Annotated in this window: 12 protein-coding genes; 4 read left to right on the top strand and 8 right to left on the bottom strand. The window is 35.0% G+C overall.

Annotated elements, in window-relative coordinates; genetic code table 11:
• Positions 1–6 precede the first annotated feature (6 nt).
• Entirely contained in the window at positions 7–723 is a 717-nt protein-coding gene (locus AP058_RS04220; protein ID WP_066307198.1) for a 3-ketoacyl-ACP reductase, read from the bottom strand.
• A gap of 179 nt (positions 724–902) precedes the next feature.
• Here AP058_RS04220 and AP058_RS04215 point away from each other — a divergent pair, with 179 nt between their 5' ends.
• Positions 903–1,787, top strand: coding sequence for a L,D-transpeptidase (locus tag AP058_RS04215; RefSeq protein WP_066307197.1), 885 nt, complete (start codon positions 903–905; stop codon positions 1,785–1,787).
• Between the two features lie 125 nt (positions 1,788–1,912).
• Here the strand turns inward: AP058_RS04215 and AP058_RS04210 are convergent, their stop codons facing one another.
• The 5 genes from AP058_RS04210 to AP058_RS04195 form a co-directional block, all read right to left on the bottom strand.
• Complete coding sequence (locus tag AP058_RS04210; protein WP_369815130.1) at positions 1,913–3,649, bottom strand: von Willebrand factor type A domain-containing protein; 1,737 nt, start codon at positions 3,647–3,649, stop codon at positions 1,913–1,915.
• 35 nt (positions 3,650–3,684) lie between these two features.
• Positions 3,685–4,071, bottom strand: coding sequence for a carboxypeptidase-like regulatory domain-containing protein (locus tag AP058_RS17320; protein ID WP_082706573.1), 387 nt, complete (start codon positions 4,069–4,071; stop codon positions 3,685–3,687).
• Between the two features lie 36 nt (positions 4,072–4,107).
• The gene (locus AP058_RS04205) at positions 4,108–5,079 is read right to left on the bottom strand and encodes a hypothetical protein (protein WP_066307196.1); all 972 of its coding nucleotides are present in this window, start codon (positions 5,077–5,079) and stop codon (positions 4,108–4,110) included.
• Positions 5,080–5,081: 2 nt separating this feature from the next.
• Complete coding sequence (locus AP058_RS04200; RefSeq protein ID WP_066307337.1) at positions 5,082–5,582, bottom strand: RNA polymerase sigma factor; 501 nt, start codon at positions 5,580–5,582, stop codon at positions 5,082–5,084.
• A gap of 370 nt (positions 5,583–5,952) precedes the next feature.
• Positions 5,953–6,792 carry a hypothetical protein gene (locus tag AP058_RS04195; protein WP_066307195.1) on the bottom strand — a complete coding sequence of 280 codons (840 nt, stop codon included), beginning with the start codon at positions 6,790–6,792 and terminating at the stop codon, positions 5,953–5,955.
• A gap of 293 nt (positions 6,793–7,085) precedes the next feature.
• On the opposite strand from AP058_RS04195, the gene AP058_RS04190 reads away from it, so the two are divergent.
• Positions 7,086–7,964: a PPK2 family polyphosphate kinase gene (locus tag AP058_RS04190; protein ID WP_066307193.1), complete on the top strand. Its 879-nt coding sequence runs from the start codon at positions 7,086–7,088 to the stop codon at positions 7,962–7,964.
• Positions 7,965–8,036: 72 nt separating this feature from the next.
• On the opposite strand, the gene AP058_RS04185 is transcribed toward AP058_RS04190, so the two are convergent.
• Together AP058_RS04185 and AP058_RS04180 are read right to left on the bottom strand one after the other, a co-directional pair.
• A complete protein-coding gene (locus AP058_RS04185) occupies positions 8,037–9,545 on the bottom strand; it encodes an FMN-binding glutamate synthase family protein (protein ID WP_066307192.1) in 1,509 nt (502 codons plus the stop codon).
• A gap of 38 nt (positions 9,546–9,583) precedes the next feature.
• Positions 9,584–10,369 (bottom strand): NYN domain-containing protein, encoded by a 786-nt coding sequence (locus AP058_RS04180; RefSeq protein ID WP_066307191.1) that lies wholly within the window; start codon positions 10,367–10,369, stop codon positions 9,584–9,586.
• A 345-nt stretch (positions 10,370–10,714) separates the two neighbouring features.
• Between AP058_RS04180 and nadA the strand changes: the two genes are divergently transcribed.
• On the top strand, positions 10,715–11,632 hold the full coding sequence (gene nadA / locus AP058_RS04175; protein WP_066307189.1) for a quinolinate synthase NadA: 918 nt from the start codon (positions 10,715–10,717) through the stop codon (positions 11,630–11,632).
• Positions 11,633–11,638: 6 nt separating this feature from the next.
• Positions 11,639–13,123 carry an L-aspartate oxidase gene (nadB, locus tag AP058_RS04170; protein ID WP_066307187.1) on the top strand — a complete coding sequence of 495 codons (1,485 nt, stop codon included), beginning with the start codon at positions 11,639–11,641 and terminating at the stop codon, positions 13,121–13,123.
• Positions 13,124–13,257: the final 134 nt, after the last annotated feature.

Raw genomic sequence — 13,257 nt, 5'->3', positions numbered from 1 at the left:
TTTAAATTATGGATTGGTAGACCAAATACCAGATTCTTTAATAAAAACTCTGCGGTTTAGCTTCAATTGCAGTACGATCAATTCGGCTATATCTTCAGCTTGCATTACTTTTTCAGGATTTCCATCGGTCAACTTTAAGTCAATTGCCATGTCCGTTGCTGCAGTGCTTGGTGTTAAAGCTGTTACCCGAATGTTGTGTTTACGCACTTCTTGCATTAGTGCTTCCGTCAAACCTAAAACTGCAAATTTAGATGCACTGTAAGCGCTTGTTAATGCGTTTCCTTTTTGTCCAGCAGTTGACGATATGTTAATAATATCTCCCGTTTGTCTTTCAATCATATTAGGTAAAACAGCACGAGTTACATAATAGGTTCCCATTAAGTTTACTTGGATGATTTTTTCCCAAGCTTTTGGTTCCATTTCCAAAAATTTTCCAAAACCTGCGATTCCAGCATTATTGATTAAGATATCAATAGTGTCAAATGCATCTAATGCTTTAGCTACCGCACTATTCACAGACTCCATGTCTGAAACATCAGCCGTAACCGCAAAAGTTTTCACTCCAAAGGATTTAATTTCTTCGGCAACTTCATTAAGGTCAGCTTGAGTTCGGGCGATCAATATTATGTTAACACCTTCTTTTGCTAATGCAAGAGCAGTTGCTTTTCCGATTCCTTTACCTGCGCCAGTGATTAGGGCATTTTTATTTTTTAAATCTATCATTTTCTTTATTTTTTAGTCCAACAAAGTTAAAGCTTTACAGAACCGTACACGATTTCTAGATGTGAAAAAATTGATAAATCTCAGTAAAATTGAAATTTGATAACGATTCTTAAAAATTGTATAACAGGCAACGTTAGTCTTTGGCGCATCTTTGCACTATAAATTTTTACAATAATACCATGAAAAGAGGAACTTTACTTTTAACATTATTTGTTTTTACAGCATTCATTTCTTGCAAAAACTCAACTGATACAAAAGATACCAATATAACTACTGAAGAAGCGGCAGATACTATAAAAATTGTGCACCGTGATAAAGTAAAAGATTTAAAATATACTTTAGAATCATCAAAGTCTTGGTTAAAAGCCAACGAAAACGATGCGGCTAAAATGGATATTGTTTTGGCTATTAATAGAACTGATAAAGCAAGCATTTCAAAAATAGATTCAATTGTAGTACCAACTGCTTTTGATGGAAAAAAAGAAGATTTTTTACCGTTTCCATTGCAAGTAGAAGAGATGAAACAAATTTCTAAGATCATTGTTTTTTCGTATCCAACACAAACTTTTGCCGCTTACAAAAACGGAACTTTAGTGTATACTGGGCCAACAAATATGGGTAGAGAGAAAGATTTAACACCAACCGGTCTTTTTTACACCAATTGGAAGGCAGAAGAAACTACTAGTACATTTAATGACGAATGGGACTTAAAATGGAATTTTAATATTGAGAACAAATTAGGAGTTGGTTTTCACGAATATATTTTGCCAGGTTATCCAGCTTCACATTCTTGTTTGCGTTTGCAAGAAAAGGACGCACGCTATTTATACGATTGGGCAGAGCAATGGGTTTTACAAGATAAAGAAAACGTAAAAGCTAAAGGAACTCCAGTTTTAGTATATGGAAGTTATGATTTTAAAGGAAAAAAGCCTTGGACACAATTGGTTGACAAACCAGAAGCTTTAGAAATTTCTGAAGATCAAATGGCAGATTTGATACAACCACATTTAAAGGAGATACTGAAAGAACAGAAAATCAGTGAAAATACTAGATTGCAATTGTAGGTTTTTGCAATACTATTTTTTGGGGCGGTTCCACTAAACATGAACAATTCGGTTGCGGTTTAGTGGAACTTTTGTTTTTTCTCAATTATAAAGCGGTATTCAGTAGTTTTACCTGCTCTTATATTTTAGTTGAGCAATTTCTCTGCAGTAACTAATCGTATAAACTCTGCTTTGTAACCATCAGGATCGTTTGATAATCCTTGTTTCGCAAGCGCAGCAATCTCATCTGAGGATTTTTTTACTATTAAATTTGAGCCTCTCAACTTTAACCCAAACCAAGCTACAGCTGCACTAAATTTAAAGTTTTCTGTGGCACTTTCCAGAGAAATAGCTTTGCTTGGAATAACGTGTACCATTTCGATACTCTTATCTCCGTCAGGTTTTTTGTATCGAAATTTTATCGTTGCCAATTCATCTGAAAAATTTACACTGTTATCCTTTACCTTAGTGTATTTTAACACATCGGGCTCAATACCAATATAATTACTTTTAGTTCCAACAGGAATAATTTCATATAAAGCAGTCACAGTGTGATTACTGCCTAATTCACCCGCATCAATGGCATCATTTTTAAAATCTTCTGGTCGAAGCTTTCTGTTTTCGTAGCCAATTAGTCGGTAAGCTTTCACCTGTTTAGGATTAAATTCGATCTGAATTTTGACGTCTTTAGCGATTGCAAACATTGAACCTTTAAACTCTTTACCTAAAAAGCGGTTTGCTTCTTGAATGTTGTCGATGTAAGCGTAATTGCCATTTCCTTTATCTGCCAAAGTTTCCATTTTGCTGTCTTTATAATTGCCCATTCCGTAACCCAAACAGGTTAAAAACACGCCTGTTTTTCGCTTTTGTTCAATTAGAGTTTCCATGTCAGCATCGGAGGAAAGTCCCACATTAAAATCTCCATCTGTTGCTATAATCACTCTGTTGTTTCCGTTTTTTATAAAATTTTCGGTCGCTATTTTATAAGCCAATTCAATTCCAGCTCCGCCAGCCGTGCTTCCGCCAGCGCTTAAATTTTCGAAAGCATCAATTATAGTTTTTTTCTCATCTCCCGCTGTTGGCGGTAAAACTAAACCAGCAGCACTCGCATAAACTACTATAGCGACTTTGTCTTTAGAACGAAGTTCATTTACCAATATTTTCATGCTTTGTTTCAAAAGTGGTAATTTATTTGCAGTACTCATCGAGCCAGAGACATCAATTAAAAAGACAAGGTTAGAGGCTGGTAAATCGGTGGTTGGAATGTCTTTTCCCTGCAAACCAATTTTTAAAATTTGATTTTTTGTATTCCAAGGAGAATCACTTAATTCGGTAGTGATCGAAAAGGGATCTTTGTTTTTTGGTTGTGTATAATTGTATTTAAAAAAATTGACCATTTCCTCTACACGAACGGCATCTTTAGGTACTTTCTGTCCGTTGTTTATAAAACGTCTAATGTTCGTGTAGGAAGCATTATCGACATCTATAGAAAAAGTTGATAACGGTGTAAAATTCGGACTTTCAAATGCGTTTTCTACAAAAGAATCATACTCTTCGTTATTTAAATCTTCAGAAGAAATAAGAGCTGATTTATTCAGCAATGCAGTAATCTCTTTTTCAGTACGATTTTTATAAATTTCATTTTTCGTAGACAAAAGAATAACTCCGTTTACTGCTTTACTTCCATAAAGTGCCGTTGCGTTTCCATCTTTTATAACTTTTACATCTTTAATATCATTCGGATTAATTTTTGCAAATTGTTGCGATTTAAACAGAACTCCATCTACAATATACAAAGGTTCCTTTTGAGAAGTTAACGCTTGTTGTCCGTTAATGATACGATTTTCAGAGGGCGAATAGCCAGCACTATTCTGAACTTGAATACCTTGTACTCTTCCCTGAAGTGCTTGAGCGCTGGTCAGCTTTGCTTCTTTCTATCGGAGCGAACATAGTTATTTTTCACATAGCCTGAAGTACTCCCATAGCCTACAACTACCACTTCTTGCAAAGTTTGTGAGTTGTCGACCATCTTAATATTAATGACATTTTTGTCTTTTACAACGGCAGTTTGCGTCATGCAGCCAATAAAACTAAAAACTAGTTCATCTCCCTTTGTTGCTTGTATGCTGTATTTTCCATCAAAGTTAGTAGTAGTTATTTTTGTTGATTTTTTGACGCTGATGTTTACACCAGGAAGCGGCCCGTTTGCATCTGAAACGGTTCCTGTAATTGTTCTTTCTTGCGCCAAGGTTACGAAACATAAAAGCATAGTAATGGCTGATGAAATAAGTTTTAAACTTTTCATGATAGTAAATTTTAAGATTGGTATTTTAGGTCACAGCTATTTTTGTAGTGCTGGTTTCCCGGTTTTGGTAGTAATTAACACCACGCCTTTTTTGCCTTTATCGCCATATTTTGAGGTGGCTTCGAGATCTTGCAGAATGGTTATTATTTTAATTTCTTGCTTATTTAAAGGTGCATATGGACTTGTTGGATTGCTTCCGAATAAATCATTTTCCGAATAATAGATGCCGTCAATAATGTACAAAGGTTCGTCTAAAACTACTAGCGATTCTACATTCTCTGGACTCAAATTGGGTAATTCTCGCTGCATCATTTTATCTCGTTTATCATCTTTTGTATGTGCGATTGCTTTTCCATTCATGATAAGTAAAGGAGTACTTTTTTTAGCCAGTATCGTTTCTTTTTCAGCCTGTGTACTTGTATACGATTCGCCTTGAATTGATTTTGTCTTGTAAGGAGAACTAAAGGCTTTGTTTTGCAAAATAGGTTCCGAATCGTGATTGTCGGAATAGTCGACAGCCGTTGATGCAGGAGCAGACTGAGTTTCCTCGGAAACAACAACCGCCGAATTTTCATAGCTATTTTGATCAGCAATAGTTTTTAATTCGTGTAAAGCAAGTGGTTCTTTTTGGTTGATTTGATCGTTTAGTATTTTTTCAACCTCAGCTTTAGGCACTACTTGATAATTTTCAGAGACTTTCATCTCATTTCCTTCTAAAGTAGAATTCTCGACTGGACTTTTCTTGCTTTGGGTTGTTACTATTTTATCTGTGTTTGGAATAGTTGTTATTTGGTCTGTTTTTAAAAATTGAAAACCTAAAGAAAGTACTAATAGCAAAGAAGCAGCAACTGCAATCTTTTTCCATAGCGAAATGGTTTTTTTATCTTCCTTATTATCTAACCTTTCTTCAAGGCGAGACCACACTTTTTCCATTGCCAAAAAGTCTTTTTCTTCTGCATTTTTGGAAGCAGCTTTAATTTTATCGAATATTTTATCTTGGTTATCCATGACTATTTTGCTTTTTGATAATACAATTTATTTACTAATTCCTTCAACTTTGTTTTGGCGGCATTCAATTGTGATTTTGATGTTCCTTCCGAAATATTGAGCATAGTGGCTATTTCTCTGTGTGCGTACCCTTCGATAACAAAAAGGTTAAAAACAGTTTTACAGCCTTCTGGAATATGGTTTAGTAAATTGAGTAAATCTTCTTCTTCTAAATGATCAACAGCGTCTGTAAAAGGTTGTGAAAGCAATTTGACATCATCCAAATACATATTAAAGTTCGTGTTTTTTTTGATTCTTGCTAAACAGTGATTTACCATTATCTTTCGCGCCCAACCTTCAAAAGCGTTAAATTCTTTAAGCTGGTCTATTTTTATAAAAATGGTATAAAATGCATCTGCCAACGCTTCTTCTACTTCTTCCTCCTTTTTTAAGTATCGTTTGCAAACACGATATAATTTGGGCGCCATAGCTTCATAAACTTGACGCTGTGCCTCGCGGTTCATTTTTTTGCAATTGGCTATTTGAGTTTCGTTTATCACAATTGGGTTCTTTATACTAAAGAGAGCTGAAAAGGTAAAAAGGTTGGGATAGCAATGAAAAATAAATTAAAATACAGAAGATAATTATATAAGACGCTGATTTAGTGAGTTTTATTTAAAGTTAAATTTTCGATAAAACTTTTGAAGCCTTTTGCTTTTCAATCATTAAGTTGATCTTTATTGCAGAATAAAAATTCTAAAAGTTAAAAGACGCTAATTGTAATACTGAAAAAAAGTGCTTTTAGTACTTCTAAAAATAAATTTATTTACTATTTTAAGTATTATATAGTAAAACGCGGAAAAAATATTTTAGTGGTTCCACGCTAATGATAAATTATTTAGATAATGGTAAAGACAGTTTAAAAATGCTGGTTTCTTGTGATTCGGTATCATTGTCTTCGCAGAGTAAAAAAGTAATTTGGCTTTTAGTTTTCTCGTACAATGTAATTCCTTCAAATTTATTGGTATCGGTGATTTTTTGAGTAAAGTCAATTTTCATGGTTTTTACATCCATTCTACCCACAAAACTTCCCAGAACTTCGCCATCTTCGTAGGTCGATTTGGTGTCTTCGACGGTGGCCAAAAAGTAAATTTTATCATCGACCAAAACGGCATCGGTAAAGCTGGAGCGAACACCTTTGATTTTTGGGAGTTTATAATTGGTAGCGACTAAAGCAAATTCTTGCCCTAAATTTTTGGCGTGAATGGTAAAGATGGTGTTTTTGTTTGAACTGCCATTGCCACGATTGAATAAGTACCAGTTCTCGCCTTCAAAAATAGCACCTTCTACATTAAAATCTTCAGGTCTAATGTCTGCAAAATTTTGAATCACTGCATATAAATCGACTAAGTCGTTTGCTTTTGTCTTAGTTTTAGACTGTATGTTAAATTCAATCATTTTGTTGCGATTAGCTGTTGAACCTGAACCAAAAACGTATAACGTATCTCCGAAATGAGCTATTGATTCAAAATCAGATTTGTCTTTTTTAGGTGTATTTTCGGTTGCATTTTCCACTAATGGGTGTTTATTCAATAATTTAGAATCCATGTTATACTCGTACAAATAACCGCTGTTGTCTCCGATTACATACAATGAATTATTTTGATAAATAAGTCCCGATGCAGAACCAATGCCAATGATGTGAAATAAAATTTCGAGGGTAAATTTTTCCATGTTTATTGGTTTACTTTTTAACGAAGATAAGCTTTATAATAAAATTTAAAATATTATTATTTGATGAAATTTAGAAGTAGACTGAAATTATACTGTTCCTTCAAGCACTATGCAGCCCCGATTGTCATGAAAATAGTTGAAGTGAATTTGTGTTTTTATGGAAGTAGCAGAGCGACCAAAGGAAGCTCCTGAAACGACCTAATAAAAAACGAAAGCAAGAACAACTATTGCAGTAGAAAGCGGGAATTTGCTGCCAAAAATTTGTATATTAGAACTATTAAAAAGAATAAAGTATGAAAAAGATAGATCCAGATGATTTTAGAGTTACCACAAAAATAAAACTAAAAGATTTACCCACTTTACTCGATGTAAAGGCGGATGAAGATGAAAAAGAAGATAAGCTGGATGGCGTACGCGAGAAATTGAGTGAGTTGCAAGATGTGATGTATGCGCACAACCGATACGGTGTTTTAATTTGTTTGCAAGGAATGGACACGTCGGGTAAAGACAGTTTAATTCGCGAAGTTTTTAAAGAATTTAACTCGCGTGGAGTAGTGGTTCAGAGTTTTAAGACCCCGAATTCGGCCGAGTTGGAGCATGATTTTTTGTGGCGCCATTATTTGGCTTTGCCAGAAAAAGGAAAGTTTGCTATTTTTAATCGCACGCATTATGAGAATATTTTGGTGACACGCGTGCATCCTGAATATATATTAGACGAAAATTTACCAGGAATTGAAGAAGTAGGTGATATTCCGACGGGTTTTTGGAAAAAAAGAATCAAGCAAATTGTAAATTTTGAAAAGCATTTATCGCAAAACGGAACAATAGTTTTAAAGTTTTATTTGAACTTGAGTAAAAAAGAACAAGGAGAGCGTTTGTTGCGTCGTTTGGAAGAACCCAAACACAATTGGAAATTCTCGCCTGGAGATCTAAAAGAGCGGGAGCATTGGGATGAATACATGAAGTATTATGAGAAAGCGATAAGCAAAACGTCGAAAAAGAATGCGCCTTGGTTTGTGGTTCCTGCCGATGATAAAGATATGGCGCGCTATATTGTGGCTGAAATTATTTGGAATGAATTGCAAAGGTATTCGGATATTAAGATTCCGGAATTAGATGATGCTATTAAAGCCAATTTTGCAGATTATAGAAAGCAATTAGAGCAAGACTAGTTATAGTAATTTAAAAGAAAAGAGGCTGATTTCGAACGAGAAACAGCCTCTTTTTTTTATGATAATATGATTCTATCGTCTGGTAACATTGGTCAAATTGTCTGGGAAATAAGAATTGGAAAGTTGCGCAAATTCATCGCCTCTCATAAAAATATTAATATCTACATCAGCGAAACTCGTCTTTCCCGCTGCGGCTAACAATTCGTTGGCAGCGTGCAAGGTATTTTTATGAAAATGATAGACGCGATCTGATTTATCAGTCACTACCAAACCTTTCATTAACATTTTATCTTGAGTTGCAACTCCCGTTGGACAGGTGTTGTTGTGGCATCGCAACGCTTGAATACAACCTAAAGAGAACATAAAGCCTCTAGCACTGCTACACATATCTGCTCCAAGGGCGATCGCGTGCAAAATAGAATAACCAGAAACAATTTTTCCGCTGCCAATAACTCGTATTTTATCACGAATATTTAAGTCGACTAGCGTTTTGTTTACAAATATCAAGGAAGGTTCAAATGGCATTCCGACACCGTCTGAGAATTCGAGCGGAGCTGCACCGGTTCCACCTTCAGCACCATCTATTGTTATAAAATCAGGATAGCAATCTTCGGCTATCATTTCATGACAAATATCTTCAAACTCGGCAGTATTACCAATGCAAAGTTTAAAACCAATTGGTTTTCCGTTGGACAATTCGCGCAATTTTTTGATAAAATGAATTAGACCTTTGGAATTGGAAAAAGCACTATGATTTGGTGGTGACAAAATTATTGTATGCGGAACAACTCCACGAATACGGGCAATTTGTTCGGTGTTTTTTGCAGCAGGAAGTACGCCACCATGACCTGGTTTTGCACCTTGAGACAATTTAATTTCGATCATTTTTACCGAAGGAAGATTGGCTTTTTCTGAAAATTTTTCGGCATCAAAATTTCCTTCAGCAGTACGGCAACCAAAATATCCAGTTCCGATTTGCCACGTAATATCTCCGCCTTGTAAATGGAAATCGGTCAAACCACCTTCACCTGTATTGTGGTAAAAGCCACCTTTTTGTGCGCCGATATTTAGAGCACGAATGGCATTTTCGCTTAGCGAACCAAAACTCATTGCTGAAATATTAAAAATCGATGCCAAGTACGGCTGTTTACAATCTTTACCACCTACTACAATGCGTGGGAGTTCTTCGTTTACTTTGGCAGGGAAAATAGAATGTTTAATACCTTCGTAACTGGCTTGATTTAAATTTTGTTGTGTACCAAAAGGGGTATTCGAATCGATGTTTTTTGCTCTTTGATACACCAAAGAACGCTGATTGCGAGAGAACGGTTTTCCGTCAGTGGATCGTTCAATAAAATATTGTTGAATTTCGGGAGCAATCATTTCAAACAAATATCTGAAATATCCCAAAACAGGGAAATTTCTTAGAATAGCGTGTTTTTTTTGTAAAGAATTATATACTCCTACTACCAATAAAATAGGCAGTACTATAAGCAATAAAAAACCAACTTTGAAGTAATAGTAAGCAATTACCACTAGTACAAAAAGTAAAAAACAGTATATGAAGAATTTTTTTCTCATGTTAAAATAATCTAATTTTTAATTTTTTGGTATTAATTTTAGTTGAAACGCAAACGAACGTACACGTGTTTAATACCTTTTTTGTCGGACTCTCTTTCGTCTATTTCTAAGATATCTGTAAGAGATTTAAGCATTGGTGTTAATTTAGAGAAACCATAATTTCGAGGATCAAACTCTGGTTTTTTCTTAACAATAAGGTTTCCAACATCACCCAAAAATGCCCAACCATCGTCATCTTCAATATCTTCGATAGTGGCTTCTATTAATTCGATGGTATCTAAATCAATTTTGTTAAGCGGTTTTGCAATTGCTTTTTCGACTACTTTCTTTGAATCTTTTAAATCGGATGGCGAAGGTTTTGGTTTCTTTTTTTGTTTGGCACCATCTAAAACCTCGATGTAAATAAAACGATCACAAGCAACTATAAAAGAATTTGGCGTTTTCTTTTCTCCAATTCCAATTACTTTCATTCCAGATTCACGCAAACGAATAGCTAAACGTGTAAAGTCACTATCGCTAGAAACAATACAAAAACCATCTAGTTTATCCGAATATAATAAATCCATTGCATCGATAATCAAGGCAGAATCGGAGGAGTTTTTTCCAACGGTATAACTGTATTGTTGTATGGGCGTGATGGCGTGCTCTAGCAAAACACCTTTCCATCCGTTGGAGTTTGGTTTGGTCCAGTCTGCATAAATACGCTTGGTTGTAGGGGTACCAAATTTGGCAATTTCTTCCATCATTCCTTTTACATTACTGTAGGGGACATTATCGGCATCTATGAGTACGGCTAGTTTGAGTTCTTTAGCGTTTTCTGACATCTATATGACTGTTTAAAGTGTATTTTAATTTTTTGAGTAACAATTTCGACCTTTAAAAGTACTAAAAATATCAGCAATTGAAAAACGATTAGTTGAATTTATGGCTTTTGTTTCTAAAGATTTAAAAAAGCAATTAGTTATATGATTTTATGAACAATAATTTGTTAATATTTAAACGGCAACAATAAAAGATATAATTGTCTTTTATTGCTAATTTTAAATATATTTGCAATTCACTCTTGCTCTTTTTGTGAAGAAAATATAGTTTAAATGAGTTTAGATTTTGTTTTAATGGTGTTGATGGAGCAGTATAGTAAATTATGCATTGTAAATTAAAATAGCAGTATGAAAGAAAAAATTTCGGCATTAAAGAAAGCCAAAAACGCCATTATTCTCGCGCATTACTATCAAGAAGAAGACATTCAAGAAGTCGCTGATTTTGTGGGAGATAGTTTGGAGTTGGCAAAAAAAGCGGCACAAACAGATGCGGATATTATTGTTTTTGCAGGAGTCTATTTTATGGCTGAAACGGCAAAAATTCTAAATCCGACTAAAAAAGTGGTGTTGCCCGATTTAAATGCGGGTTGTTCTCTAGCAGATGGATGTCTGCCTGAAGATTTTATAAAATTTAAAGCGCAATATCCCGATCATAAAGTGGTCACGTACATTAATTGTTCGGCCGAAATAAAAACAATGAGTGATTGGGTGTGCACGTCTTCCAATGCAAAAAAAATAATAGAATCGATACCTAAGGATCAGCCTTTAATTTTTGCTCCTGATCGAAATTTAGGTAATTATCTAATCAAAGAAACCGGTCGAGATATGGTTCTATGGGATGGTTCTTGCGTGGTACATGAAGCTTTTTCTTTAGAAAAATTGATTGATGTGTATCAAAAATACCCCGATGCAAAAATTGCTGCGCATCCCGAATCAGAAACCCAAATTTTAAAAGTCGCTAATTATGTAGGATCGACGTCGGGAATAATTAACTATATAAAGAATGACAAAGCCGATACTTTTATTGTGGCAACCGAGGCCGGAATTTTACATCAATTGCAAAAAGAGGCGCCTCATAAAACGTTAATTCCAGCACCATCTAAAGAAGATAATAGCTGCGCTTGCAGCGAATGCGCTTTTATGAAAATGAATACGTTGGAAAAATTATACCTGTGTTTACTAAACGAGAACCCAAGCATTGAGCTAGATCAAGTAATTGCTAAAAAAGCCATAATTCCAATAAATAGAATGTTGAATTTATCTTAATGTGTTATGAAACAAACGGATGTTTTAGTGATTGGATCAGGTGTAGCAGGTTTATCCTTTGCGGTAAACCTCGCTAAAAATAATGCAAATTTAAAGATTACAATTGTAACAAAATCTAGTGCCGAAGAAACAAATACACGTTACGCTCAAGGCGGAATTGCGGCAGTGATGAATTTGGAATCAGATAATTTTGAACAACATATTACTGACACAATCAATGCGGGCGGTGGACTTTGCGATCCAGCTGTAGTCGAAATGGTGGTGAGACAAGCGCCAGATCGCATTCGAGAAATTATTGAAATGGGAGCCAACTTTGATACGAATTCATCGGGTAAATATGATTTGGGTTTGGAAGGAGGTCATTCTAGAAACCGAATCTTGCATCATAAAGACTGTACTGGAAAAGAATTAGAATCCGTTTTACTGAAAGCGGTGAGTCAATATACAAATATTACAATTGCTACTCACTATACTATAATCGATCTAATTGTTGAAAAGCGAGAAACTAGTACAGTTTGTGTTGGTGCCTATTATCTGAATTTTAAAAGCAAACATATTGATGCCATACAATCAAAAGTAACAATGATTTGTTCGGGTGGATCGGGTCAGATTTTTAAAAACACAACAAATCCAGAAATTGCGACAGGAGATGGTGTCGCTATTGCAAATAGAGTCGGTGCTACAATAAAGGAGTTAAATTATTATCAGTTTCATCCAACGGCTTTATACGAGCCCAAAAGAAACCCTTCTTTTTTAATTTCGGAGGCTGTTCGCGGTTATGGCGCCTACATTGTTAACCATCAAGAAGAACGTTTTGTATTCGAATATGATTCTAGAGGCGAACTGGCAACAAGAGATATTGTTTCTCATGCCATAGGTTCAGAATTGATTAAATCGGGAAGAGCAAATGTGTTTTTAGATTGTCGCCACTTGGATGAAAATCAGTTTTTAAAACATTTCCCTTCTATTACAAATTATTGTAAAACAATTGGTTTGGATCCTGCAAAAGATTTATTACCAATTGTGCCAGCTGCTCATTATCAATGTGGCGGAATCACCGTCGATAAAGACGGTAAAACGAGTATTGAAAATTTATATGCCAACGGCGAATGTGCGCGAACTGGCTTGCACGGTAAAAACAGATTGGCGTCTAACTCGTTGCTCGAGGCACTCGTTTATGCGAAGCAAGCTGCTACTGATGTTGCTGCTAAAATAGCTTCAATTGACTACCTACCAACACTTGCTAACTCCTATTATCATTATGATGAAGTAGATACAGCAGTAATAAATAGCTTAAAAACCCAATTGCAAAACATCATGAATACTTTTTATTGGAACCAGGATCTTTACAAGCAAAACACGATCGACGAACTAAAAAAATTACACGATCAATTTGTGAGGGACTTTACGATGCATGCAGTTAGCACTCCAGTAATAGAATATAAAAACATGTTATTGGTAGCGCAGCTAATGCTTAAGCAAGCTGTTTAAATAAAAGAAGAAAGCGAAGTAAAAGTGCGTTACAATAAAGGATAATTTTATCTTTTATTTAAAGGGCATTAAAGTTTTAAGACTATAAAATGAATAAATTCTGCCTTTTGGTCAGAAAAAGGAAATCATTAAAT

Origin of the sequence: Flavobacterium sp. TAB 87, from assembly GCF_001529295.1 — a bacterium.
GTDB lineage: Bacteria > Bacteroidota > Bacteroidia > Flavobacteriales > Flavobacteriaceae > Flavobacterium.
The sequence above is the reverse complement of the archived record's forward strand: the minus strand, read 5'-3'. Positions and strand labels throughout refer to the sequence as shown.

What these genes read in the sequence shown, in the direction of transcription:
- AP058_RS04185 (WP_066307192.1), bottom strand. Translation starts at nt 9,545, where the DNA reads ATGAGAAAAAAATTCTTCATATACTGTTTTTTACTTTTTGTACTAGTG.
- AP058_RS04205 (WP_066307196.1), bottom strand. Translation starts at nt 5,079, where the DNA reads ATGGATAACCAAGATAAAATATTCGATAAAATTAAAGCTGCTTCCAAA.
- AP058_RS04190 (WP_066307193.1), top strand. Translation starts at nt 7,086, where the DNA reads ATGAAAAAGATAGATCCAGATGATTTTAGAGTTACCACAAAAATAAAA.
- AP058_RS04200 (WP_066307337.1), bottom strand. Translation starts at nt 5,582, where the DNA reads ATGAACCGCGAGGCACAGCGTCAAGTTTATGAAGCTATGGCGCCCAAA.
- AP058_RS04180 (WP_066307191.1), bottom strand. Translation starts at nt 10,369, where the DNA reads ATGTCAGAAAACGCTAAAGAACTCAAACTAGCCGTACTCATAGATGCC.
- nadA (WP_066307189.1), top strand. Translation starts at nt 10,715, where the DNA reads ATGAAAGAAAAAATTTCGGCATTAAAGAAAGCCAAAAACGCCATTATT.
- AP058_RS04215 (WP_066307197.1), top strand. Translation starts at nt 903, where the DNA reads ATGAAAAGAGGAACTTTACTTTTAACATTATTTGTTTTTACAGCATTC.
- nadB (WP_066307187.1), top strand. Translation starts at nt 11,639, where the DNA reads ATGAAACAAACGGATGTTTTAGTGATTGGATCAGGTGTAGCAGGTTTA.
- AP058_RS17320 (WP_082706573.1), bottom strand. Translation starts at nt 4,071, where the DNA reads ATGAAAAGTTTAAAACTTATTTCATCAGCCATTACTATGCTTTTATGT.
- AP058_RS04220 (WP_066307198.1), bottom strand. Translation starts at nt 723, where the DNA reads ATGATAGATTTAAAAAATAAAAATGCCCTAATCACTGGCGCAGGTAAA.
- AP058_RS04195 (WP_066307195.1), bottom strand. Translation starts at nt 6,792, where the DNA reads ATGGAAAAATTTACCCTCGAAATTTTATTTCACATCATTGGCATTGGT.